Annotated in this window: 22 protein-coding genes; 14 read left to right on the top strand and 8 right to left on the bottom strand. The window is 41.2% G+C overall.

Features of this window, described 5'->3' with window-relative positions; genetic code table 11:
• Nucleotides 1–220 precede the first annotated feature (220 nt).
• From J3L16_RS12885 to J3L16_RS12940, 12 genes are all read left to right on the top strand, one after another.
• A complete protein-coding gene (locus J3L16_RS12885) occupies nt 221–2,404 on the top strand; it encodes a YgiQ family radical SAM protein (RefSeq protein WP_207613424.1) in 2,184 nt (727 codons plus the stop codon).
• Nucleotides 2,405–2,625: 221 nt separating this feature from the next.
• Nucleotides 2,626–3,516: a hypothetical protein gene (locus J3L16_RS12890; protein WP_207613399.1), complete on the top strand. Its 891-nt coding sequence runs from the start codon at nt 2,626–2,628 to the stop codon at nt 3,514–3,516.
• 4 nt (nt 3,517–3,520) lie between these two features.
• Nucleotides 3,521–5,002 carry a glycosyltransferase gene (locus J3L16_RS12895; protein WP_207613400.1) on the top strand — a complete coding sequence of 494 codons (1,482 nt, stop codon included), beginning with the start codon at nt 3,521–3,523 and terminating at the stop codon, nt 5,000–5,002.
• A 1-nt stretch (nt 5,003) separates the two neighbouring features.
• The gene (locus J3L16_RS12900; RefSeq protein ID WP_207613401.1) at nt 5,004–6,380 is read left to right on the top strand and encodes a glycosyltransferase 87 family protein; all 1,377 of its coding nucleotides are present in this window, start codon (nt 5,004–5,006) and stop codon (nt 6,378–6,380) included.
• The gene (locus J3L16_RS12905) at nt 6,380–8,731 is read left to right on the top strand and encodes an NAD(P)-binding domain-containing protein (RefSeq protein ID WP_207613402.1); all 2,352 of its coding nucleotides are present in this window, start codon (nt 6,380–6,382) and stop codon (nt 8,729–8,731) included. Before J3L16_RS12900 ends, J3L16_RS12905 begins: the two co-directional genes overlap by 1 nt.
• 14 nt (nt 8,732–8,745) lie before the next feature.
• Entirely contained in the window at nt 8,746–9,498 is a 753-nt protein-coding gene (locus J3L16_RS12910; RefSeq protein WP_207613403.1) for a glycosyltransferase family 2 protein, read from the top strand.
• Between the two features lie 3 nt (nt 9,499–9,501).
• Nucleotides 9,502–10,350, top strand: a complete 849-nt coding sequence (locus J3L16_RS12915; protein ID WP_207613404.1) for a DUF547 domain-containing protein — start codon at nt 9,502–9,504, stop codon at nt 10,348–10,350.
• Complete coding sequence (locus tag J3L16_RS12920) at nt 10,337–11,014, top strand: DUF2064 domain-containing protein (protein ID WP_207613405.1); 678 nt, start codon at nt 10,337–10,339, stop codon at nt 11,012–11,014. The genes J3L16_RS12915 and J3L16_RS12920 overlap by 14 nt, the downstream gene beginning before the upstream one ends.
• Before the next feature lie 254 nt (nt 11,015–11,268).
• Nucleotides 11,269–11,742 (top strand): DUF3718 domain-containing protein, encoded by a 474-nt coding sequence (locus J3L16_RS12925; protein WP_207613406.1) that lies wholly within the window; start codon nt 11,269–11,271, stop codon nt 11,740–11,742.
• A gap of 190 nt (nt 11,743–11,932) precedes the next feature.
• Nucleotides 11,933–14,110, top strand: a complete 2,178-nt coding sequence (locus J3L16_RS12930) for a TonB-dependent siderophore receptor (RefSeq protein ID WP_207613407.1) — start codon at nt 11,933–11,935, stop codon at nt 14,108–14,110.
• Nucleotides 14,111–14,406: 296 nt separating this feature from the next.
• Nucleotides 14,407–14,871 (top strand): DUF3718 domain-containing protein, encoded by a 465-nt coding sequence (locus J3L16_RS12935; protein ID WP_207613408.1) that lies wholly within the window; start codon nt 14,407–14,409, stop codon nt 14,869–14,871.
• 117 nt (nt 14,872–14,988) lie between these two features.
• Nucleotides 14,989–15,471 (top strand): hypothetical protein, encoded by a 483-nt coding sequence (locus J3L16_RS12940; protein WP_207613409.1) that lies wholly within the window; start codon nt 14,989–14,991, stop codon nt 15,469–15,471.
• A gap of 22 nt (nt 15,472–15,493) precedes the next feature.
• Here the strand turns inward: J3L16_RS12940 and J3L16_RS12945 are convergent, their stop codons facing one another.
• Nucleotides 15,494–16,384, bottom strand: coding sequence for a LysR family transcriptional regulator (locus J3L16_RS12945; RefSeq protein WP_207613410.1), 891 nt, complete (start codon nt 16,382–16,384; stop codon nt 15,494–15,496).
• Nucleotides 16,385–16,560: 176 nt separating this feature from the next.
• Here J3L16_RS12945 and J3L16_RS12950 point away from each other — a divergent pair, with 176 nt between their 5' ends.
• Both J3L16_RS12950 and J3L16_RS12955 read left to right on the top strand, forming a co-directional pair.
• A complete protein-coding gene (locus J3L16_RS12950; protein ID WP_207613411.1) occupies nt 16,561–17,556 on the top strand; it encodes an alpha/beta hydrolase in 996 nt (331 codons plus the stop codon).
• A 305-nt stretch (nt 17,557–17,861) separates the two neighbouring features.
• Nucleotides 17,862–18,803, top strand: a complete 942-nt coding sequence (locus J3L16_RS12955; RefSeq protein WP_207613412.1) for a helix-turn-helix domain-containing protein — start codon at nt 17,862–17,864, stop codon at nt 18,801–18,803.
• Between the two features lie 15 nt (nt 18,804–18,818).
• On the opposite strand, the gene J3L16_RS12960 is transcribed toward J3L16_RS12955, so the two are convergent.
• The 7 genes from J3L16_RS12960 to J3L16_RS12990 form a co-directional block, all read right to left on the bottom strand.
• Nucleotides 18,819–20,180, bottom strand: a complete 1,362-nt coding sequence (locus J3L16_RS12960; RefSeq protein ID WP_207613413.1) for an APC family permease — start codon at nt 20,178–20,180, stop codon at nt 18,819–18,821.
• A gap of 26 nt (nt 20,181–20,206) precedes the next feature.
• A complete protein-coding gene (locus J3L16_RS12965; protein WP_207613414.1) occupies nt 20,207–21,499 on the bottom strand; it encodes an FAD-binding oxidoreductase in 1,293 nt (430 codons plus the stop codon).
• Between the two features lie 19 nt (nt 21,500–21,518).
• Nucleotides 21,519–21,938: a RidA family protein gene (locus J3L16_RS12970; RefSeq protein ID WP_207613415.1), complete on the bottom strand. Its 420-nt coding sequence runs from the start codon at nt 21,936–21,938 to the stop codon at nt 21,519–21,521.
• Between the two features lie 58 nt (nt 21,939–21,996).
• The gene (locus J3L16_RS12975) at nt 21,997–23,136 is read right to left on the bottom strand and encodes a tyramine oxidase subunit B (RefSeq protein WP_207613416.1); all 1,140 of its coding nucleotides are present in this window, start codon (nt 23,134–23,136) and stop codon (nt 21,997–21,999) included.
• Nucleotides 23,137–23,224: 88 nt separating this feature from the next.
• Complete coding sequence (locus tag J3L16_RS12980; protein WP_207613417.1) at nt 23,225–25,513, bottom strand: TonB-dependent receptor; 2,289 nt, start codon at nt 25,511–25,513, stop codon at nt 23,225–23,227.
• A gap of 263 nt (nt 25,514–25,776) precedes the next feature.
• Entirely contained in the window at nt 25,777–26,187 is a 411-nt protein-coding gene (locus tag J3L16_RS12985) for a hypothetical protein (RefSeq protein ID WP_207613418.1), read from the bottom strand.
• A 147-nt stretch (nt 26,188–26,334) separates the two neighbouring features.
• Complete coding sequence (locus J3L16_RS12990) at nt 26,335–26,520, bottom strand: hypothetical protein (RefSeq protein WP_207613419.1); 186 nt, start codon at nt 26,518–26,520, stop codon at nt 26,335–26,337.
• Nucleotides 26,521–26,786: the final 266 nt, after the last annotated feature.

Here is a 26,786-nt window from a genome sequence, read left to right on the forward strand (position 1 = left end):
GGTGTTTACGCCTGGTATTCACTCATCATTTTACCCTCTAAAAAGATGTAAAATAGCCAAAACAGTCAAACCCACCCAGTCTCCGGGACTTAAGCCGATGGTTTCGTTAACCTTATTGATTACAAGCTAGCCGCTAGGTCTGTTATAATCTACCCGGATTAACTTTATTGTAAGAGTACCTGTGTCTAATATCGCTACGCGCAAAAAGCCTATCGACCGTATGAAAGCGGATCGCGGATTATTTTCTTTCCCCAAATATTGGGCAGAGTGCTTTGATCCCGCGCCATTTTTGCCCATGTCTCGCAAAGAAATGGACGATTTAGGCTGGGATAGTTGCGATATTATTTTAGTCACCGGCGATGCTTATGTAGACCACCCTAGTTTCGGGATGGCTGTTATCGGTCGTACCTTAGAAGCCCAAGGCTTTCGCGTTGGTATCATCGCCCAACCTGATTGGACAAGCAAAGACGCCTTCATGCAACTGGGAGAACCGACACTGTTTTTTGGTGTGACTGCTGGCAACATGGACTCCATGATTAACCACTATACTGCGGACAGAAAACTGCGCCACGATGACGCCTACACTCCTGATAACGTGCACGGTAAGCGTCCTGACAGAGCAGTAACGGTTTACACCCAACGCTGTAAAGAAGCTTATAAAAAACCCGTTGTTATTGGTGGTATTGAAGCCAGTTTACGCCGAATTGCCCATTACGATTATTGGTCGGATAAAGTGCGTCGGTCGGTTTTATTTGATGCCAAAGCAGACATGCTTATTTATGGTAACGCGGAGCGTCCTTTGCTGGAAATTGCGCATCGTTTTTCTATGGGTGAAGGCATTGATACCATGCAAGACATTCGCGGTAGTGCAGTACTCAGAAAAGAAGCACTTCCAGGATGGCAAGGTGTCGACTCAACCCATGTGGACGTGATTGGTAAAATCGATCCCATTCCCAACCCATATGAAATGGTCGAAGAAGTTTGCGACAGTAAAAGTGACGAAGAAAAAACAAACAAGCCAGACACCCAGGCCATTGTTGTACAGCCGTTTAACTCGCAAACTAAACGCAAAAAACCGTGGGATAAAACCTATATTTTACTGCCGCCTTACAACATAGTTAGAGCAGAAAAAACCCATTACGCCCATACGTCTCGTATTCTTCATCAAGAAACCAACCCGGGTTGCGCTCGCGCGTTAATGCAGCGTCATGGCGACAGATTTATTTGGATAAATCCACCTGCTTATCCATTAGAAACAGAAGAAATGGATGCGGTGTTCGACTTACCTTATGCCCGCGTGCCACACCCGAGCTACGGAAAACGAAAAATTCCCGCTTACGACATGATAAAAACCTCGGTTAACATCATGCGAGGCTGTTTTGGTGGCTGTACTTTTTGTTCTATCACAGAACACGAAGGACGCATTATACAAAGCCGATCTGAAGATTCTATTTTACGAGAAATAGAAGAAATCAGAGACAAAGTGCCGGGCTTCACCGGCGTTATATCTGATTTAGGTGGCCCAACAGCAAACATGTACAAACTTCGCTGTAAAAGCCCTAAGGCAGAGCAGACCTGTCGACGTTTATCCTGTGTTTGGCCAGATATTTGTGGCCACTTAGATACCGACCAAACTCCTACGGTGGAACTGTATAAGAAAGCAAGGAAAGTAAAGGGGATTAAGAAGGTCCTAATCGCCTCAGGTGTACGCTACGATCTCGCCATTGAGGATCCCAACTACGTTAAAGAGCTAGTGACTCACCACGTTGGAGGCTATTTAAAAATTGCCCCAGAGCACACTGAAGGCCGTCCATTAAGCAAGATGATGAAGCCAGGTATGGGCACATATCATAAGTTTAAAGAACTGTTCGACAAGTTTTCTAAAGAAGCAGGAAAAGAACAATACCTTATTCCTTATTTTATTTCGGCCCACCCTGGGACCGAAGACGAAGATATGCTTAATCTAGCATTGTGGTTAAAAGAAAATAATTTCAAACTGGACCAAGTTCAGAACTTTTACCCATCACCTATGGCTAACGCCACTACCATGTATCACTCGAATAAAAACCCTATTCACAAAGTGAATTTTAAAAGTGAAAACGTGTCTGTGGCCAAAGGTGAACGTCATCGCCGTTTACACCGCGCATTTTTACGCTATCACGATCCCGCAAATTGGCCATCCATTCGCCAAGCCCTAAAGGACATGGGTAAATCCCATTTAATTGGTCATGGGAGCAAGCATTTGGTTCCACCTGAAGGGAAAAATGAACGCAAAGGTAAACAGCAAAAAGAGTATGCGAAACAAACGATGAACAAGTCAAGAGCAAAAAGTAATCGCGCTCAAAAAGGCTTAACTCGATTTTCTGACGACCAACCATTTAACAAGCATAAAAAACGCAAATAACGCTTCATATGAGCCTGTTATATGCTTGATAAATCTAACAGGCTCATCACAAATAACACACTTTTTGTACTTCCTATTCCCTATCTAACAATGCCGTGAAATTCTATGCACCTCGCTTCGGTCAAGTGTACACACTCGAAGTAATTCTCGAAGTAATTCTCGAAGCGATCGACGTAAATTTTTTTAAAAAATCTAAGGCGCACAGTGCTAAGGCAAGAAGAATGAAGATAGCTAGCATTACCAAGACACAGCAGAAAAGCAGTACTCCCACCCTATGTAAAAGCATATTAGGCGTGGTCATTACATCACTTAGCCTAGTGTGCGCAACACAAGCTCACGCTGGTGCTTGGGTACCAGAAAAAGGGAATGGTTATAGTAAAATTGGCTTTCAAGACTACTCAGCTGATGACTTTTTTGGTACAAACGACGATTTCGACGAATTTAACGGCACGAATATTTCTTACTATGGTGAACATGGTTTAGGTAACAACTTGGCCGTTTACGGTTCTGTATTATATTCAGATATTGACCAAAGTAGCTTTACTGAAGAACCAACCTCATCAAGTGGCTTTGCTGATATAGAAATTGGTTTGCGCTACCAATGGATTTCCGACCCTTTCGTACTTTCTACTTCATTACTTGTAAAACTGCCCTACTTGTATGACGAAGATGACGCATTACCTCGAGGTAATGGGCAAGAAGATGTAGAAGCAAGAATCTTGTTTGGTAAAAGTTTATACCCCTATGGTTATATTGGTGCAGAGTTTGGCTATCGCTTGCGTACCGATGCACCGTCAGATGAATATCGTTACCTTATCGAATATGGCTATTCATTTAACTCAAACTTGTACTTCCGTACTAAACTTGATGGTATAGAAGCGGTAGGCAATGCCGATGTAAATAGCGACGCAAGCATCGACAATTCAAATTTACTATTTGTACCTGAATTTGATTTAGGCACATTAGAAATAACCTTTGGTTGGAACTTCGGCCCTGGAACAGACAAAAAGAAAGGACGCTGGGGTGCAGAAATCACGTATAATAATAACATTTATGGCGACAATATTATTCGTGGCCAAGGTGTTCAAATAGGTATTACAAGGACTTATTAATTTCATGGCGGTACTTGCAAGTTTAGTTTTTACAATTCATTTAATATTATTGGCAGCACTGTGTATATTTGGTTTGCACAGATTGTCTATGGTTATTCGCTGGTTTAAATACCGAAATAAAACCCCTAAAGCAAAGACTGAATTTGCAACTCTGCCCAGAGTGACAGTTCAAATACCGTTATACAATGAGCGCTTTGTTGCAAAGCGCATTGTTGATGCCTGTGCTCGTTTGGACTACCCCAAGCATTTGTTACAAATACAAATAGTCGACGATTCAACTGACGACACGAAAGACATCATCGCCCATGAAGTGGCTCTGCAAAAAGCCAATGGCTTTGACATTGAACAAGTTAGGCGAGATTCAAGAGAAGGTTTTAAAGCAGGGGCTCTAAAAGAAGCGATGGAACACGCGACGGGTGAATATATCGCTATCTTTGATGCCGACTTCATCCCTCCTGCTGATTTGATTAAAAGTACTATCGGTTACTTTGTCGATGACGAACTGGCACTACTGCAATTTAGATGGGGTCATTTAAATCGCTACTCGAGTCGTATGACAGAAAGCCAAGCCATGATGCTAGACGCCCATTTCGCGTTAGAACAACAAGTTCGCTGGGCTAGTAACAAATTATTTAATTTCAACGGTACTGCGGGTATGTGGCGAAAAGAAGCCATTTACGATGCGGGAAATTGGAGCGCAGATACGCTCACCGAAGATTTAGACCTTAGCTACCGTGCACAGATGAAAGGTTGGAAAGGTATTTACCTTAACGATGTTGTATGTCCTGGCGAGCTTCCTGCTGATATGAACGCCTTTAAAAGTCAACAGCACAGATGGGCAAAAGGCGGCTTGCAGGTAATGCTAAAACTCTTTAAGACAATTTGGCGTCATAAAGCGCCACTTAAACTAAAAGTAGAAGCGACATTACACTTATCAAATAACTTAGCCTACTTTGTCATGCTACTAGACACCATAGTGTTCCTTGTTCCTAGCTTATGGATAAGAGAATACTATCAACTCGACGGTATGCTTTGGTTGGATATCCCCTTAGTGTTATTTTCCACAGGTGGACACCTTATCTACCTCTTCTTCGGCCAAGTTGCGCTGGGGCGCTCTAAGTTGACTGCACTATATTTTGTCCCTCGTTTAATGCTTCTTGGTATTCAATTGGCATTTAACAACGCGCGAGCTGGGTTAGAAGCAATCCGAGGCGAAGAGAGCGAATTTGTTCGAACACCCAAAAGTGGTGAACAAACTTCTCAGCGGCTAGCGAAAGACAAAAAACAAACTGAACGCTATTACGCAAAAGTGCCTAATAGTGCCATTATTGAGCTAATCGTTGCTGCAACCTATGGTGTAGTTTTAGCTTGGGCTGTAATAAATCAAGTGTGGATCATGGTTCCCTTCTTGGCGTTGTTAATTATCGGTTTCTTTACCACCGCAATCGACACCTTGTCTAACCGAATCAGACCCGAGTCTAACTAATATGAACGGCAGTTTTCCTATATCAGCGAAAGCTGCCCTCACTTTATGTTTACTCCCCATACTAATGGCGTATGCATTAGCTCATGGTGCTGAAGAGGGCCAACTTTTTAGCCCTGCAGATTTGGGCTATTTAACCATTACCCAATTCGCACTATTAACGATAATCATGCTGTTTGTATGGTATAAAAGTCCAGATTCAGACAACCTGAATGACTATAAATGGTTATTGGTTGTTGCTGTCATTGCGCGATGTGCACTTATTCCGATTACGCCTTACACCTCTAACGATATAGACCGCTATTTATTCGATGGGTATATTGCCTCGTCGGGCTTAGACCCCTACAGTATCAGTCACAATGCTGCACAACTTGCAGATAAAATTCATCTGTGGAATCCCCCTGCTGAACATGCAAAATACGTCACTTTGTACCCTCCGTTAGCGGTAGCTTTGTATGCCGTGGCGGCTAGTACGGGGCCTGAATTCGCACCTATTGTGTGGAAAGTTATGATAGCAATGGCCAGCCTAGCTACCTTGTTATTTAGCGTGCGCACCCTTCGTCATTTAAACAAATTAAAGTACCTCAGCCTAATAGCACTGTCTCCTATTTTAATTTTAGAAGCGGGTATAGGCGCTCACATCGACAGTTTCGCTGCCTTGTTTGTTTCAATGGCGATATATTATTGGGTTACTAAAAAACACTTCATTGTGGGTGTATGCATTGGCTTGGGCGTGCTAGTAAAATTACTTCCTTTAGTTTTAATTGGACCACTATTTTTATACGCTTCAAACTGGATTATAAAGCGAAATTTGACCTTAGGCTTGGTTGCCAGCCTAGCTCTAGGTTATTCAATTGCTTTTGCTGTGGGATGGCTGCCCTTTGGTAGTTTGGGCGTGTTTTTTGAAAAATTCAGATTTGGCTCTCCCCTTTTCACTTTGCTGGAAAATGCGCTTTCATCCAAGGTGCTAGCCATCACTATTCCAATAATCTTGTTATTAGGGTACGGAATATTAGCCATTTACTCACTCATAGTGGGTAAACAACAAGATTCGACAAAATTGCTCGTCGCTCTACAAGTCAGTTTTAGCCTACCTTTACTACTTGGGCCGGTAGTCTACCCTTGGTATTTAATGGCTCTTGTTCCACTTGTTGCAGTCGCTCCGAAACCTTGGCTATTAGTCTGGTTATCAATACTTCCTATTACCTACGAAGTATTAGGGCCTTGGCTTTGTTGTCAGCAATGGCAGCCTTCAACATGGCCTTTAATTGTTACAGCGTTAAGCGTTTTACTCAGCTTGGCGTTTACTACTATTCGTACGCACTATTCAACTGTGTTTACAGCACGGCTTTTATCCCCTTTTCGTTCGGAGGCAAATTAATGCTTGGCGTTATTTCGCGTTACACAACATGGCTACACGGGCAGTGGCCCGCTGGCATTCCAGAAAAAATGCCACTCATAAACGCCGACGGTACAACAAACCTGCCGGGAACCTATATAGTAGGTGACTTAACTGGCGTACCGCTTTTAAAGTTTTCATCTGACACTGGTGCAAAAGCAGTAAAAGACATGCTGAGCGACGACACCTTTGTTCAACGTCAACAACAAGAGGATGTCTATGATGTTGTGATCATAGGTGGCGGTGTAAGTGGTTATGCAGCGGCGATAGAAGCAAAAGAAAACAACTTAAAGGCCCTTATTGTTGAAGCAAGTGAGCCTTTTTCAACGATTGCGAATTTCCCTAAAAATAAACCTATCTATACCTATCCAACTGATATGACACCATCAGGTGCATTGAAATTTGATACCGATGTATCGGTAAAGGAATCTCTGTATAGCCATTTGATCGAAAAGGTCAAAGATGCAGATATTCAGCCTAAAATAGCGAAAGCGTCAAAAATTAAAAAAGTCGCTGGTTTATTAAATGTAGAGCTAGAAGGTGAATCGGCATTAAAGGCTCACCGTGTTGTAGTCGCTATTGGCCGTTCAGGTAACTTTCGTAAGTTAGACGTACCGGGTTTTGAACTGGACAAGGTGGTAAACCGATTACACGACCCGAAAGCTTACGAAAACCAAGATGTATTGGTTATTGGTGGAGGCGACAGTGCGTTGGAATCAGCTATTGCTACCGCAGAAGCCGGAGCTCAGGTAACTCTGGCCTATCGCAATGCCGAGTTTAACCGACCCAAAGCAGACAACATTGATAAAGTAAAAGCCCTAGAAGACGCTGGAAAGCTGTCTGTTTCAATGCAAACACAAGTCAGTGAAATTACGCCATCAGAGGTTGAATTAACGCAAAACGGCGAAAAAAAACGTATTGCCAACAACATAGTACTATCTATGCTGGGTCGCGAAGCACCATTAGACTTTTTCCGTCGCAGCGGTATTAGTATTACCGGAGAAAGTACCCCAATGGGCTGGCTTTGGTTTGCCCTATTCATTGTATTTTGCATTGGCTTATACGACTGGAAAAACTTCGGCTTCATTGAAAACTTATGGGGTCAATCTCAGTTTCCGTATCAAATGAACAGCTGGGTATCGGGTTGGGGAGATTGGTGGAATAGCCAAGTAAACAACCGTACTAGCTTTGTGGGCGTGCTTGCGGTTTCAATGAAAAGTCGCTCGTTTTACTACACCTTATTGTATACCAGTGCCATTGGCTATTTTGGTTGGCGCCGAATAAAACGGCGTAAAACACCTTATGTAAAAAAACAAACTCTAACACTGTTTTTAGTACAGCTGTTCCCATTGTTTTTGCTACCTGAAATATTTCTTCCTTGGCTAGGATACTTGGGTGCCTACGACGTTGGCATAGGAAAAGTGGTAGCTGACCACCTGTTTCCTAGTTATGTATCTGCCGCTGATTTAGCTGCACACAACTGGCCTGATTGGGGACACCCTCGCGCGTACTGGCATGCTTATGGTTTCATTCTCGCTTGGCCATTAAGTGTATGGAATGTGTTTAGTTCACACCCTATGACCGGAGGCCCACTTTACACTTGGATTGTAATTAGTGTTATTCAAACCTTTGTGATCATTCCCTTTATCGTGATCAAATGGGGTAAAGGCGCATATTGTGGCTGGTTGTGTTCCTGCGGTGCACTTGCAGAAACCATGGGTGATACGCAAAGACATAAAATGCCTCGTGGCCCCAAATGGAACAAGTTAAACATGTTAGGTCAGGCAATACTCGCCGTCGCCTTTGTTATGTTGTTCATACGTATTGGCGCGTGGATTGCTCCAGATAGCTGGATGAATACCAAGTTTGCTTTGTTCTTAGAAGGTAAAAATAGCAGCGGTTCAACAGTGAACCCTCTGAGCTGGAAATGGATCGTCGATATTCTATTAGGTGGAATATTAGGTGTCGGTTTGTACTTCAAATTTTCAGGAAGAACCTGGTGTCGGTTCGCATGTCCATTAGCGTCATTAATGCACATTTATGCGCGCTTTAGTCGCTTCAGAATTTTTGCAGATAAAAACAAATGTATTAGCTGTAATGCCTGCACCAGTGTTTGTCATCAAGGTATCGACGTAATGAGCTTTGCCAATAAAGGCAAACCTATGCAAGACCCACAATGTGTTCGCTGCTCGGCCTGTGTATCTACTTGCCCAACAGGCGTACTGAATTTTGGTGAGGTCAACCGTCAAACCGGTGAAGTCATACGAATAGATAAAACGGCCGCAAGTCGAGTGCAAATGGCTGAAACCATTGAAATTCGCGAAGTATCTTAAGGTAAATTGAATTAATGATTAATAGTTTGAAAGTTACAGCCGTTATTCCCGCTCTTAATGAAGAGGCCGCAATAGGCAAAGTTGTTGAACAGCTTTTAAATTTAAGTGTGCTTGAGCAACTTGAACCGCAAAAACTGATTGATGCCGTTGTAGTGTGTGATAACGGCTCTACCGATAGCACAGGCTTAGTCGCTGAAAACGCAGGAGCCCATGTTGTTAAACAGTCGATACCTGGTTACGGAAAGGCTTGCTTAACCGCCCTAGCCGCCTTACCGAATAATACAGACATTGTGTTGTTTGTTGACGGTGATGACTCTTGCAAAATAGAACAAGCTGTCTCCCTGTTAAATGGTGTTGCCAATGGCGATGATTTAGCGATTGGTTCACGAACAATGGGTCATATGGAGTCTGGCGCACTGACTGTGCCTCAGCAATTTGGCAACTGGTTAGCGGCAAAGCTTATACGTTTTTTTTGGGGTGTTAGAATTACTGATTTAGGCCCTTTTAGAGCCATTAGGGCAGACACCTTACGCAAAATTAATATGCAAGACGAAGCCTTTGGTTGGACAGTAGAAATGCAAATTAAAGCCATTCAATATGGATGTGAAATGAATGAATACCCCGTTGATAGTAAAGTGCGCATTGGTCAATCTAAAATTAGTGGCACAGTAAAAGGCACTATCGGCGCTGCAAAAGGCATATTGGGCACTATTTTTAAATTACGCTGGCGACAAAATGCGATGAACACAGCAGATATTCAGGAGTAACGAATGATCTCTAACTTATACAAGCGCACCCTTTCTATCGCTTTGCTAATAGCAATATCAGTGACATTTATCATTGGTGTACAAGGTGCCCGATTACTTTACACCAGAACGGCTATTCCTATTCCTTATTTTCAACAAGCGTATGCGGGAAACAACGACACAATAAGTCATCAAAAATGGCAAACCATTTTAGACAATTACGTTGTTAAAGACGCATCTCAACATACTTATTTTAATTACGGCGGTGTATCTGAAGATCACGAGGATTTACTCAGCGAATACCTTGATGAAATGCAAGAAATCGACCCAACCCATTACAGTAAGGATGAACAGTTTGCGTACTGGGTAAACCTATATAACGCGGTGACCATCAGTTTAGTCGTTGACGAATACCCTATAGATTCAATTAAAGAAATCGGCAGCCAAGTCAATTTGGGGCCTTGGGATGATATTGTGGTTGATGTTGGTGGCGAGTCTTTATCACTTAACAATATTGAGCACGGTATTTTGAGACCTATTTTTTCAGATAATCGCGTACATTACGCGGTTAATTGTGCCAGTTTAGGTTGTCCAAATTTATCTCAAACTGCCTTCACAGCACAAAATAAAGAGCAACAATTACAAGCCGCGGCAATGCAATTTGTAAATTCGGATAAAGGCGCTGCCTTTATTGACGGAAAACTTGTGCTATCCAATATCTATAATTGGTTTGCCCGTGATTTTGGCGGTTCCGAAGAAACCGTATTATCTCATTTAAAGCAATATGCGAACGAAGACCTTAAAGGGAAACTCAACAACCACTTGGGTCCTATTGAATACAATTACGACTGGCAGTTAAATGACACAAAATAAACTATCCCCAACCCTGGTTATTTTTTGTAAGCGACCATTAATAGGACAAGGAAAGCAGCGTTTAGCAGCGACTTTAGGCAAACCTATAGCGTTTGAATTAGCTAAACGCATGTTAGATTGTGCAATAGAAGATGCAAACCATTGGCAAGGCGATGTTGTATTGGCAGTATCAAGTGAGGCAGATTCCGATTGGGCCGATAGCTTGATGCAGCGAGACTATAAAGTCATACCTCAGCCAAAAGGGAACTTGGGGCAACGTATAAACCAGTTAGACACAACACTTCGTACTTTAGGTCACCATTCCCTTGTATTTATCGGCACTGACGCCCCCATTTTAAACGACGATGATTATCAAACTATCATCCAACATTTATCGCAAAATGACTGTGCATTCAGTCCTGCAACTGACGGCGGTGTCACTATAATGGCAAATAAAAAACCTTGGCCCAATTTAACTCACCTCTCTTGGAGTACATCAACCCTTGGACATGAGCTATCCGACTTATGTAAACAACATTCTTGGTCCCAGGGGCTTATTCGGGAAACCTACGATATCGATATAGAAGAAGATTTGCTTAAATTGAAATCTGCATTAGAAAATGACACCCGACCAGCAAGGAAAAAATTACTCAATGTAATTACGTCGAATACTCCCGCAACATAAGAGCTAGCCCAAGGGTTAGCTCTTCATCGTTAATATTCCAATATGTCGCCTCGCCATATTTGCAAAAAACCATGTTAAAAAGATAATGAAATGTAACAAAATTTCAAGCTGTACGTAAAATAATCAGAGCAAATAGAAAAACTTGTGCTTTTTGTAAGTTAATTACAGAAAAAACTTTCATTTTTTGTTTTATCACTCATAATGATTTTAGCAACGCAGAAAAATATTGTTTTATTACACTTTTAGGAATCATTATGAAACTATCTACATTAGCTATCGCAATTACTTTTACCGTAGCGTCTGTTCAGGCAGTTGCTCAAAATGTTGTCCTTAAGCCAACTAACGACGACTTTGAAACTCAAGCTTGTTACACAGCTGCAACTGAAGGCTATAGCGAAGCCAAAAGATTTATTCGCGGTAACGGTGTTAACTTTGAAAGCTTTAACGTCGCAGTAAAATGTAATGGCGTGACCATAAAACAGTTCGCGAGACAATTCGCCGATAATCAAATTGATGAAAGCGCAATCGAACTAGCCCTTGTTGCTAAAGATACGGGTGATTCAGCTAAAGCCTGTATTGAAGCCATTGAAATTGGCGAAACACAAGCTAGAGCGAAGTATAGCCTCGAAGGCGAAGTTATCTTGTGTAATCACAGAGAAATTTCTGAATTCGTACGTATATACGACTCTGAAAACATTGTTATTCGCAGTATTACTGAAGACGAATAATCACCTAATTAGTGATTTAAAAAAATTCTAGAAAGCCGCTTATTAAGCGGCTTTTTTTATACTCAACGTAATTATATTTTTCACAAAACCAATGTCACTTCCGTTCTTTTACTTCTATATTCAATTCAAGTTATGATATTATCACAAATGACAATAATTATCATTAACGTTTATATAGTAGTTTACATTTATGAAAAGCACTCATCTCTTAAAATTCCCACTTGCAGTTATTGCGTTAAGCATTTCATCTGCCTATGCTCAAGACAAAGTAGATTCGGACATCAGCGAATCTGATGTCGAGCGTATTTCAGTAGTTGGGCAACCCTCAACGTTTGGCGCAACAAAATCCAACATCGCATTACCAGAAACCCCTCGTTCCGTATCCATCATTTCCAGTGATGATTTTTTAGAAAGAGGAGCATTAGACTTAAGTGCAACTATCGATTACACATCCGGTATTACGGGAAACGCATTTGGTCCATCGACTCGTTCAGATACCTTTAATATTCGTGGTTTAGATGCCCCTACCTACCAAGATAACTTACAGGTTAACTTTGGCTTTAATAACAACACCCGTGCCGACGTATACACACTAGAACAAGTGGAAGTATTAAAAGGCCCGGCTTCTGTATTGTATGGGCAAGCAGCACCTGGTGGTATTATTAGTACTGTAAGCAAAGTCGCAAACGCAAGTCATTCAGGCAATGAGGTTGTGCTTACCGCAGGTAATAATGAACGTTACCAAGCGTCATTTGATGTGAGTTCTAGCCTAGGTGAAAATTGGACCGGAAGACTAGTTGGCGTATACCGTGAAAGTGGCACTCAAGTAGATTTTGTAGATGACGACGCTATCGTTATTGCTCCGTCAATCACCTACGAAAACGACAGTACGACCATAACTGCTCTTATTAATTATACTGACAGAGAAAGTGATACGATTGCTCAATTCTTACCAATTGCTGTAACTGGATGCCAATCGAGTGATGTCACCATTACGGGTTCAACCCTTTGTGAAACAGCCCCCACAGATGACGTAGATGCTTCCACTTATGTTGGTGATCCCAACTTTAATCGTTTTGATAGTGAGTCAATTACAGTTAGTTTATTTGGTAGTCATGAATTTAACGACACCTTATCATTCGACGGCACCATTCGTTACCGTGACAATGAAGCAGATTATTTACAAACATGGATAACCTTTCCAGCAACCTTAGGTCTTCCTGATGGAACACCTCGAGTACTTCCAGATGGAACTGCTATCGCTCGTTCTTTTTTTGGTGGTCCAGCTGGCTCAGATCAATTTGCATTCGATTTTCGTTTAAACGCTGATTTTGCTACCGGTGATTTTAATCACCAAGTGATTGCAGGTGTAAACTACCAAGATGTTGATACGTTCGCAGAGCAATCGTTTGCCGTAGCTTTTCCAAGTGCATTTAACATTTTCAACCCTGTATATGATGGCAGTGAAATTCCAGATGAAAACGCATTCTTCGCTTTTGATTCGTCAGACAGTACGACAGCGTCAGATGTGTATTTAATCGATCATATTACGATAAACAACTTGGTTTTGAATCTTGGTATACGGTATTCATCAGTAGATTCTGAAGATGGAACCAATGATCAATCTGATAACGAAACACCTATTTCAATTGGGGCTTTATATAAAACCGATATCGGTTTAAACCCTTATATTAGCTATTCAGAATCATTCCGTGCCACAGTGGGTACCGACGTCGCAAGCGGTACACCTTTACTGCCAAGAACAGGCGAGCAATTTGAAGTTGGTTTTAAATACCAACCAAGCGGAAAAAACACCTATGTAACGGTTGCTTATTTTGACCTAGAAGAAGATAACCTAGTAGAGAGCGTTGCATTAGGAAGTATTCAGCCTGGCCTTTCTCTAACAAGTAAAGGTGTTGAAATAGAAGCTTTATTCAATGCTGGAGACTTCAGCTTCGATCTTGCATTACAAATTCAAGACGCAGACGAGGTTGATGAAGAAGGCGTTGAAACAACACTCAGAAGTTTACCAGACACGTCTGGTTCTCTTTGGTCAACATGGCGTCCAAGTGAAGGTCAGCTTCAGGGGTTAGAGCTCGGCTTTGGTGTTCGCTATGTAGGTGATAACGAAGACAGCGGTGTAACATTGTTACCTGGTGCTACAGAAGCGACTACATTTACTATAGAAACTGATGGATATACAGTGGTGGACTTCTTTGCCGCATACCAGTTCACAGATTCGCTCCGCGGCAATTTAAATGTGCGAAACCTAGGAAACAAAGAGTATATCGCAACTTGCTTAACCCGGGGTGATTGCTTTCCAGGTGAAGAACGTACAGTTGTTGCTAGCTTAGCGTATCAATTTTAATATCAATCATCACACAGGATGCCCCTTATATTTGGGGTATCCTATATTTATGGTTACCTTATTCTCATTATCAATCCACATCCAATACCCTTAATGAATGCGTTTTACGTTATTAAAGAAAACAAACTGTAAAAAACTTTCTAAAATTCATAACAAACCTTCTAAAAAACAATAAAAAAACCCAGAAATGTAATTTAATTACAAAATTTACTTTCATTTTTCTAAATTTAGGTCATAATACAACCATCAACGCAAAGAAATATTGTTTTATTACACAAATTCAATTGGGAACCATTATGAAATTACCTACATTAGCTATTGCACTTACTTTTACCCTAGTATCTGTTCAGGCAGCCGCTCAAGACGTGGTTCTTAAACCAACTAATGACAACCTTGAAACTAAAGTTTGTTATACCGCAGCAACTGAAAGTTATAGCGCAGCAAAAAGACTTGTTCGCAGTAATGGTTTAAATTTCGAGCAGTTCAATGTTGGTGTAAAATGCAACGGTGTTAGTATTAAACAATTTGCAAATGAATTTGCTAACAACTCATCACAAGAAACAGCTAAAGCACTTGTTGCTAAGAATACTGACAATGCATCAAGAGCTTGCGTAGAAGCCATTCAAATTGGCGAAAAAGAAGCACTTGCCAAGTATAATCTTGAAGGCGAACTTGTGTTTTGTAATTTCAGAGAAATATCTGATTTCATTCGCAAATACGACTCTGAGAATGTTGTAATACGCGATATAGCTGAAGACTAATTCTCTGCAATTTATTCCCTTTAAAATTAAAGCCGTTTATTTAAACGGCTTTTTTTGCGGATCACCACGAATGCCTATACTTTGACTAGTTATGAATATCGTATATTATCCTCCTTTATGGATATAAAGCCGTTTCCGTATAATTTAACCAAAACACAAGATCCTTTGTGCAAGCAGCATGGTGTCTACGAAATAGTTAAAATAGATAATTTTATTATTGTGTGGGCTGAAGGCCCCTGGAATATTGAAACGGTAATGAACTACCATAAAGGTATTGTCTCAGCAATAGAAAGCGTTGGCACCAAACCTTGGTATTATGTGTCTATAGTAAAAGGCGAGTCCTTGTTCACCCCAGAAGCAAGTGAACTATTTAGCACTATATGCCAAAGGCTATCGGAGCATAGTATCCAAGCTTGTACATTCTTGATAAACCAGTCATTCGCGCCAATTTTAACAAGGAACCTGTTTAAACAGGTTTGTGAAGATAACAACATACACTTTAGTAGTTACGCATGCGAGCAGGACTTTAAAAACCAACTGTTAGCTTTTAACGATGCAATTTCACCTAACGATGTACTGACTGCTCCTGACTGGTGGTAATACATATTCAAGTCACAGAGCTTCATGAAAACGAGTGAATATATGGGTTCTGCTCAAGAATTTCTGCAGCCATATCAATGAATGCCCGCACTTTTGCATTAGCTTTACGCCCTTCCAAATGTACAATAGTGACAGGAATAGGATCTTCTTCAAAATCGCCCAGCACACTGACTAACTGACCTTTTGCAATTGCGTCTCCCACTTGATAAGACATTAGCCTGCACAGTCCCTGGCCTAATATTGCTGACTCCAACGCCGCAGTATTTTGGTTGCAAATCAATCTAGGGCTAATATGAATCCGCCGCGGTTGCCCTTTGTCAAAGAAATCCCACGTATTGACTTTATAACTTGCACTAGCAGCAATTATTTTATGCTGCTTAAGATCTTCTAACACCCTAGGTGTGCCGTGATTCGACAAATAATCTGGTGACGCTACAACTTGTAACTTCACTGTACCTACCTGCTTTGCGAACAATCCCGAGTCTTTTAAATGTCCAATACGAATAGCCACTTCTAACTCTTCATCTAACAAACTACTTACTTTATCTAAATAGTGCGCTGTCACATTCACTTGTGGATACGTATCTAAATATTTTGCAATAATGGGTACCACAAACAACTGTCCGAACAATACAGGTGCAGTTAAATTCAATGTCCCTATGGGCTGACCATAAACGCCTGCGGCGTTGGCTTCTGCGCTGTCTATATCTTCCAATATGCGCTTAGTATCAATTAAAAACTGAGTACCAGGTTGAGTTAAACGAACGTGGCGAGTAGTACGATGAAAGAGCTTAATCCTTAGCCTATCTTCCAAAAACGCAATGGCTCGGGTTACCGCAGGCGCAGATAGACTCAAATTTTTACTCGCCAGCACAAAGCTCTGATGTTTCGCCACTTCGACGAAAATTTTCATACACTCAAGTTTATCCATAAGCTATTTGAACTTATCTAGTCTTGGTAGAAAAATTAAACACCATTATTACATAAATTGTAATAATTAATTTCACTATTAAGTAATTATTTCAAACTATAAATACTCCATAATCACCTCATCGAAATAAACCAGTCATTTTCAAACGAGGTTATACTATGTTTACGCCTTTAAGTAAGTTTAAAAAAACGGCGGTACTTTTAGCCGTTTTAGGCATGAGTACAAGCGCAATTGCTGATGCTAATACACATTCAGTAGCCGGTGTAAAACACGCAACGGAAAGCTCACTTGCTACCTATGGTTATGAAACAGTCAATGGCAATAAGATTTTTTATCGCGAAGCCGGAGACACAAGTAAGCCAACGTTAGTTCTTCTCCATGGTTTTCCATCGTCATCTCATCAATATAGAAATTTAATCACATTACTAAAAGATGACTACCACCTTATCGCGCCAGACTATCTTGGTTTCGGTGCGAGTGATTTTCCATCTCAGGAAGATTACCAGTACTCATTTGATAATTTTGCAGTCACTATCAATCAGTTTTTAGAGCAAAAGGGAGTTAAAAAATATTCTCTCGTAATCCAAGATTATGGCGCACCAGTAGGTATGCGTATCGCCCTTAAACACCCTGAGCGCGTGCAAGCGATTATTACTCAAAATGGTAACGCCTATGAAGAAGGGTTAAACAAAGAAACTTGGGCTCCTATTATGCAGTTATGGGAAAAGCGCACACCAGAGTTAGAACAACAAATTAAAGACACGGTATTTAGTTTTGAAGGTTTGCGCTGGCAGTACACCCACGGAACTCGTAATCCAGACGCGATATTACCCGACAACTGGGTACTTGATTTCGAGCGTTTTTCTCGCCCAGGGCAACACGAACTGCAACTGGATTTATTTTACGATTATCAGAACAATGTTAAAGCTTACCCACAATGGCAAGCGTATTTAAGAAAGCATCAACCCCCTGTGCTTGCGGTATGGGCGAAAAACGATGCCTTCTTCCCAGTTGAAGGTGCTTATGGCTTTAAAAAAGATGTCACTGATTTTGAATTAAACATATTAGATACGGGACACTTTGCGCTAGAAGAAGACGCCCCGCTTATTGCCGATAAAGTGAAAACCTTTCTTAGTGCAAGAGGTATAAAGTAAAGCTGATAAGGCAATGTAAAATCACACTGACTGAAAGAGGTGAATACAACTCATCTCTTTCAGTTTTTTGTTCTTCCTACTTCTCCAGCCAAAAAAACCGCACCAAAAATATACTTTCTAGCACCCAAAGAGTGCAAGAAAACACAAGTTGCGTAAACAATTTTGCACTATCGACACTCAAAAAGCCTTGTATCACAACGCCTATAGGAAATTTATATACATAGAAAAAACACGGACTATGGCATTTTCCTTGCAGCGTTACTTTTTACAGTGTTATGACTAGATAACAAAGAAAGGTATGTTTTATGAGTATGCAGCCCTCAACCAGCTTTGAAAGCTGGAAAGCAGATGTTTGCGATGCCTTCTGTAATATGAACCTTGTCCGTACTGGAACATCAACACAAGCGTTCAAAGGTGAACTCAAAAGAAATGATTTAAACCACATTCGCCTTTGTACAGTGCAATGCAAAAGTTTATGCGTCGATAGCGCTAACACTGACGGTATTCAATTGTCTGGAAAAGAATACCTAGTCAAGTTTCAACTTAGCGGAAATACCAAAGTGGAACACCGTGGAAGAGTAGCAGAACTCACTCCTGGCGATTTCACTATCTTTTACAACGAAGAACCATTTAAATTAGAGTTCAATAAGCTGGTAAAACACGCCGTACTCGTGATCCCTGCAGACCAGATGCTAAAAGTCTGTCCAAACATCGATAAATTTTTGGGACTACTATTTGATAAAAATGGCGCAACTAACTCACTTTTAAGTCAGTACGTGGTCAATCTTACCAATACGGTAAATAGTATTTCTCCTGACATAGTAGTGAGAGTGGAGCATATATTACTTGAACTCCTTGGCACCGCCTTAAGCGCAGCTGAACTACCTGACGAACCCAACACTCCAGCTTCAACTGACCTTCATTTAAAATCAATTAAAAAGCTCATTCTGACAAACCTAGATAATCCTGAATTGTCTACAGATTACCTAGCAAAACAAGAAAACATCAGCAAACGCTATTTACACAAGTTGTTTGCAAATGAAGGGATTTCAGTGTCTCGATTTATTCAGCAACACCGTTTAGAAGCGTGTAAAAAAGCCTTGTCTTCACCTAGCCTAGCCAACATGTCTATCACAGATGTCGCGCTAGAGTGGTGCTTTTCTGATGTGTCTCATTTTCATCGATGCTTTAAAGCAAGGTATCAGATGACACCTAGAAAATTTAGAATGCATGCATTAACGCAATAAATACCCTTTATTGCGTTAATCAGGAGAGAATAAATTCCGCTTCATGTAAAACTTCACCCATAGTGCTGCTATAACACTGACAACAAAAAGAATACCACCTGTAATCGCATACACCTGATGAGTCATAGCGGGATCCGGTGAGTTGTTTAATGCCACATAGACCATTGCTAAAATCCCAATAATTTGAGGTAAAGGGTATAAAGGTGTTTTAAAAGGCCTGTCCAAATTAGGTTGTCGACGACGTAAAACAATGACATTGATATGCGCCACAATGTAGGCTAAAAGCCAACTAGTCGTAGCCGCGATAACCAAAACCAGCAAAGACTCAATACCAAAGGCTAAAAAGGGAACCATAGCGCATAACGCCAAACCTACTGTAGCCAACCAAGGCGTACCAAAACGATTAGAAACTTTAAGTTGTGGAAAAACTTGTCCTTGTTCCGCCATGCCATGAAGCATACGAGGCACTGATGCCAAAACAGTATTGATTGTACTACAAGTGGCTGTTAGTGCTAAAACCGCAGCAACAATTAACCCAATATCTCCCATGATAGCTTGAGTGAAATCCAAATAAGGTAACGGAGAATTCATTAATGTTTCGTCTGTTACATAACGAGTAGCGCCAAACGTAAAGGTGACAAACACAGCAAAAATAACCAACAAGGATAACTGCATAGACCGAGGAATATTAACGGTTGGTGACTTCACTTGGGTGATCATAGGGCAAATAAATTCGACCCCTACCATCATCCACATAGCCAAACCAATAAGACCAATAAACTCACCATTTATAGCTTGGGTGAAATTAAAAATATCCTTCGGATTTGCCAGTGAGGCTGCGTTTGTTAGCCCCGTAACCGCAACTACACCAACAATAACTAACGCGCTGATCAACACAAAGGACAAAACATTTTGTATTTTTGAAAAAACGTCTGCACCGATTAAATTGGTAAACGTTAATGTACCTAGCATAATAATAGGTACTAACTTGATGTATTCTGCGCTGGGAAATAGCTGCTGAAGTATGGCTTCTACCAGTAGCATTTCTACTGGCATAGCAAGTATTGCCACAACCACATAGCCCGAAAACACCGCAACTATTGCAGGAAAATGCCCAATGGCTTTTTGTGTATAAACAGCAAGAGAACCTTCTTGTGGAAATATCAAAGCTAACTCAGAAAAACTCATGGCGTTGCATTGCGCAATCACAAGCGCACAACACATCGCTAATATAAATGCGCTTCCACCGATACCAATTCCCTGTAAAGCTGAAATCATTGAACCTTGAACAATCACTAAGCCAACGCAGATTGCCATCATTGCAATCAAACCCAACTTAGTTTGCTTTTTAGAATTACGAACAGGCGAATTTGTCACTACTACCTCACAACACAAAATGGCTTTTATAGACGGGAAAATTTATACGGCTTGGGATCAATTAAAGGTGTCGTCCCCATAGCAAGATCCGCAGCTAATTGTCCTGCTGCAGGTCCTGTGCCAAAACCATGCCCCGAAAACCCTGTTGCCAAAGTCATTCCAGAAACGGTATCAAGGCAATCAATGATCGGATTAGAATCAGGAGTTATATCGATGACTCCTGCCCATGCTTCTTCAATATCCACATTGTTAAAAATGGGATATGCCGCTCGTAAATTTGCCATGGCTTCGTTATTCAGTGATGTTACCGTAGGGGGGTTATGTATACGAACCTTTTCAAACGGAGGTTTCTGAGTGGATTTCCAACGTCTTTTAAGGCATAAATCACTAAAAAACTCTTTGCCAAAAGATACCCTTAAAAAACTCCGCTGATATTTAAGCGCCTCTAAATATTGATGGCCAATTAACAGGTGATCTAAGGTAATCGGCGCTTTTAATGCACCCCGTTGGGTAACAATATAACCGCCGTTTCTGTGCTTTCTAAACGAAAAGTTAGAGGCCCCCACTGCTATATCACTAGGCCCATCAACGGGTGTTGTTCGCAGCGCAGTGCAGACTACAGGTAGTGTAGGTAAACTCACCCCCATATTGCCAAGGAATCGACGAGACCAAGCTCCCCCAGCTAAAATGACATGCTCGCACTTAATTTCACCCGCTTCGGTATACACTCCACTCACCCTACCAGCACTGGTATTCACAGCTCTAACTGAGGTGTTTTGAATGATCGTTGCACCTTTCGCTATCGCAGCATTAGCCATTGCTGGCACTGCCATATGAGGCTCTGCTCGACCATCGCTTGGTGTAAAAATGGCACCAGCCCAAGGCCGTTCGCTCCCCGGAACTCGACGCTCAATGTCATCTTTACTCAACAAACGAGAGTCCAGATCCAAGCTTTCAACTGACTTCAACCAATTATCATGCACTTCTAGCTGTTCATGGGTATCTGCCAAAAATAGAATACCAGACTGCTGATAGCCGACGGATTGCCCAAGCCGTTCAGGCATATTTTTCCACAATTCATCCGCGGCCATGGCTAAAGGAATATCATCTAGATGTCGGCTAGTTTTACGGATCCAACCAAGGTTTCGAGAAGATTGTTCGCAAGCAATATGGCCTTTTTCCAGCAGCACCACCGGAATATTGCGTTCTGCTAGTGTTAAGGCTGCAGACACACCGACAATCCCCCCACCAATGATCACAACAGAGGTAGAGTCAGGAATAACATCGGAAGTTTGTATTCTATTTAATGTTTGAGTCATGTCAGTTTGGTAAACTAGGTTATGCTAGCTTGAGTTCCTGTACTTCCTGCGAACTCGCATTTTTAAACGCTGTGACTTCTAGTTCAACTTTATAGGTTGTGCTACCTAAAGGAGGGCAGGTTACTGTGGTCGCTGGGTCAATTCCCTTAAATTTAGTTCCTATGTGCCCCATCACCGCTGGAACCATAGTAGGGTCTTGAATAAAAACCCGTGACATAACAACATCGGCAAGACTCGACTCAACAGCCTGTAACGCTCTTTCAATGTTGGCGAAAACTTGGTCTGTCTGTTCAAAAATGTCTTCTGGGATTTCTTTTGTTTCGGGATTTCTGCCCGCAGTGTTGGATACAAAAATCCAATTATCAACCACCACAGCACGAGAATAACTCGCTTGTTCTTCTAATACTGATCCAGTTTTTACTTTAATAATCTTTGTCATTGTTCAAACTTTAATGTGTGAAATAAAAAACGTAATGGAGTAAGAAGTTTGCGCTAAATTAGCGCAAAACAGGCTCATCCCAAAGATTCAAAGGAACACCAATCCCTTTATCAATAGCATTGCGATAGACAGACGTAGCCCAAGCGACATCTTCAATGGGCATCCCCCCCACAGATAACACAATGATTTCATCATCGTTTTGACGAGCAGGCGTTGCGCCAGCCACAATAGCGGCTAAATCTTCCAAGCTGTCTTTGCCCAACTTACCGCTTTCAATCATATCCATAAATTGCATTCCCACTAATGGAATATGATTGTGAGCAGGCTTAGGTACTTCTTCAAACCAAGCTTCATAAAGCCCTTTGCTGTCCTGCACTTTACGTACATCTTGCTCTGCGAAGTCTTCATCCAGTGTGCAACTGGCTGGCATTGCCAAAAACGCGCCAGGCTTTAGCCATGCTTTTTTTACATTGGGATACGTTGCGGGGTCACCCACTTCACCAGAATTGCAGTAAGTCACAATATCAGAGTCACGAACAACCTCTTCAATATCATCAACCACCTTAATAGTGGTAATTTGTGGGTAGCTCTGTTCAAGCCAACTAATAAAGTCTTGTAAGCTTTTCTGACCTCGGCCTTTAATTTTAATGGTATCAATGGATGGGCGCGCAGCGATAAAAGCGGCAACAGATGTTTTCCCCATCACACCGGGTCCTAACAAACCAATGGTCTTTGCATCTTGTAGTGCAAGATAGCGTGCACCTACCCCTGGAATAGCTCCTGTTCGGTACGCAGATAACAAGTTGGCAGACATATACGCCAGTGGAGCGCCCGTATCCACATCGTTCAAAATAAACATAAGAATAGAGCGTGGTAACCCTTTTTCGCGATTCGCTATATTAGAGCCATACCACTTTACGCCGCAGGTTTTAAAGTCTCCGCCAAGATAAGCGGGCATTGCCATTAAACGACGATCTGCTGTTGGTTTCGGCATACCTTCAAAAGGTGACGATTCAGGAAAAGTGATCATGGCACCATGAGAATCATTATTTGGCCCAGCCATGCGGTAGTCACCTTTGTGAAGAAGAACAAACATCTCTTCCATTGTATCTACGCATTTCGCCATATCTGTCACCCCAGCTTTTATCATGTCGGGTTCAGATAAATAGATAAAATCAATTTTCGTATTTGTGGACATTCAAGCCTCTGTATTTCTTTGTGTTAAATCTCTTTGTATTAAACAAGGCAGCGCAAACTCGTTGTTTGCTTAAAACACCTTGTCGTCATTAAAATTCGTAGTTTATATTCACACCAACCCATCTTGGTCTGCCAAAGAATTGCTGATTAAAACCACCTGCTGAAGTGAAATCGAATGTATACACACGATACTCTTCATCAAATAGGTTTTTAGCAAATAATGACATATTCAAGTTAGGTGATATCTGATAACCAATTCTTGCGCCAACAACGGTATATGCGTCTTCTCTAGATAAATCGCTATTGGTGATATCGAAGAAATGTTCACCTTGATAATTCGCATCAATCTGAAATGAAAGTGCATCAGTGGCTTGCCAACGTATCAAACCATTCAATGTCACATTTGGGGCAAGTACTAACTCAGTTCCCGAGATAGTTTCGCCTTGAATAGTCAATTCGCCCACTTCCGAATCTAGAAAGCTTGCACCTAAATTAATATCAATGTTTTTCGTTGGTAACCAGACTAGCTCTAAATCTAATCCTTTGATTTCTGCGTCAGTGTTGTCGATAAACTGACTCAAACCAGAAAAGGTTAACGCCTGATAATCATCGTAATCGTAATAAAAAGCCGTGGCATTTAGTCGTACTTTCCCGTCCGCTAAAGTAGACTTAATACCCAATTCATAAGAAGTTAAAATTTCTTCATCATAAGGGGTAGAGTCAGGGTCGACACCGTCAGTTAAATCAAGAAATCCACCGTTAAAGCCCCCAGCCTTAAACCCAATTGCATAGTTAGCGAAAATCAGCACATCGTCATTCGGACGATAATCTAAGCCTATTTTGCCCGATAAATTGTCGTTGCTAATATCGCCGTTAAATGCAAACCAGCTATCGGGAAAATGGTCAGGGTCATCTACGGGTAAGGTATTCAAAAAGCGTAAGAAATTGGTAATTGCACCATCATCACTAGTGGTTTCTGTTCCCCTATCACCAAACGCATTTATATAATCAAAATCACGTTCTTCTGAGGTGTAGCGCAGACCAAATACCAAGTTGAATTCTGACGAAAGTTCTGTGTCTGTGTTAAAGAACAACCCATAAGAATCGGTGTTTTGTTCATAATCTACGTCATAAGTCACAAACGGTGATAACGCACCATCATCGCCAGTTGGAGTGAATGCGCCTACACCTTGTAAACCACCGCCAAAGGTTTCTGCATCAATGATATTAATGAATCCTTCAGGGTAATTAATATCCAAATCTAGCCCATTTTCAGCTTTTGAAGAAAAGAAATAAGCACCGGCAATCCAATTCGTATTACCAAACAAACCGCTGACTTGAAACTCTTGGCTAAATTGTTCAAGATCCGCTCTAAACGTAGGCTCTATCGCTGCAAATGGCCCTGTATCAGATTCTTCTTCGTGAATTTTATCCACGTATTCAACCGCTGTGATCGATTTAAAATCAAAGTTATCTGCCAACCAATCTATGGTTAAAGATGCGCCTGTACTTTCAATGTCTAACAAACCATCACGGTCATAGTCACCCGCAAATGGGTCGCCGTCTGTGTCACTATAGCCAAAGAAATCCACTTCGCCTGCGGTTGCTTCATGCTGATATTTTGGCGCAACGGTACGTGATTGAGCACCGTGGACATTTAATAACGCCACTACAGATTCAGATAAGTCAGCTTCTATTTGAAGTCTGAAGGCTTGGCTGTCGGCTTCATTTCCATCTCGCCCAATTCTGTTTTCTACATAACCATCGTGCTTATTCGTTGCAACAGAAAGTCGCCCTCTTACCGCATCGGTTAAAGCGCCGCTAACCGCTCCTTCAAATTTAACTTGATTATAGCTACCAAAAGTTAAATCAGCGTAGCCCTCGAATTCATCACTAGGCTTGTTAGAGATAAAATGCACCAAACCACCTGTGGCATTGCGTCCATACAGTGTGCCTTGAGGGCCTCTCAACACTTCAACCCGATTAAGGTCAAACAACTGGAAAGTCAAACCTGGCATCGCTGATTGATACACGTCATCTCTATATACTGCAACCGGCCCTTCGTTGTTGTCGTTAAAGTCGTTTAACCCAACACCTCGCAAACTAATTGCAGGGTTGTTTCCTTCACCTACTGGCGTGCCTATATTCAGTCCAGGTGTTTGTGAAGCAATATCAACACTGTCTGTTAAATTCAATTCTCTAAGTAAATCTCCAGAAAAGGCAGTCACTGCAACACTCACATCTTGCAGGGCTTGCTCTCGCTTTTGAGACGTAACAGTAATTGTTTCAAATGCATTCTCTTGCTCTTGCGCTATCGCTACCTGTGTACCGAGAATACTCGAAACAGTAAGTGCCAATACATGTTTCTTGGTAAACATAAACATACCTTTATAAATTCTGTGTGAAAAACTTAACCAGGTATTACTACACCAGAATGGTAATCAGATATCTTGCACCTTAGTGCGGTAAAAAATTGACTATCCGTGCACTCGAAACATAAATAAAAAATAGTTAATGAGCAAACTTGTAACTTTTGACGATCTTTTCAAGCTAAACAAAAAAGGAAAGAAATAGCGAAAATTCCCCCTTTTGTATTAAGTTTCAATAGAAACGATTAAATGTGGCAAACTACCTATGAAGTTCAGTATTTATTCTCAACTAACCGACACGCGTTAACGCTATAACCACGCTTCCGCTCAGACAATGACATCACATCGGCAAAACCAAGTTTTTTTGCTTCCACCACATCTTTGCTATCAATGGTGTGAATTAAAATATTTGATGTACCCGCGCCACACACTGCTGCAAAGTTTGGTCCGCCAGTGATCACGCCACACTCCGAGGCACGAATGGCGATATTTGCATTCTTTAAATAAGACGCGGTTTCTTCTAGACTCAGACCATCAGCATTGCACTGAGTATCATTTTTAGAAATAAATACCTTTGTCAATTTACTCTCTGCGTATTTAGCTGAATCATCAGTATCGGCAAATACACAGCCACATGTACTTAAAAGTACAAAACTACCAAGCACTAGTTTGTTAAACGTCATCATTCTCACCTCATGTTAACGAGCAAAAGTCACCCATAATTCAACAATACACTGTCATCGGGTTTACACAAGTAAGCATTTAATCCCCACTCTTTGTAGACCAAGGGTGTAACTTTTGGTTCATAGTCGAAAGACGACAAAAGCAAGCTAATCTGCTTTTATGTATGACTTCAGTGCTTTAATACTGGGAAAAGTAGAATAACCTTCATTAGATAATTCTTCATTTACGGCTTTAAGGATTTGTTTGTCATTAGCGTGATGAGAAGTTTGTGATTCACGACAATACAGGTATACGTCTTTAACGTACTCGATACTTGCTTTGAGATTAGACATTTTTTAACTCAGTTCCAAACGCCTTTGATAGTACTACAAGAGGCGCATTAATAATGGTCTTGCCCATTCGATGAAACAGAAAAAGTAATGTGTATAGGTAGAGATTAAAAACTAATAATATTTATTGAAGTGTAAGGTTTGATAAATATTTCGAATCTAGAAATTAGGGCGTGTTGATCTTTGCTGTACAATTTTGCAGCGGTTTGTGCCCTATTTATGCAATGCAGAACGACTGTAGTGTAGTTACTCTACATAAAGGAGTGATA

The sequence above is a fragment of the Alteromonas sp. 5E99-2 genome, from assembly GCF_017368475.1.
Taxonomy (GTDB): domain Bacteria; phylum Pseudomonadota; class Gammaproteobacteria; order Enterobacterales; family Alteromonadaceae; genus Alteromonas_F.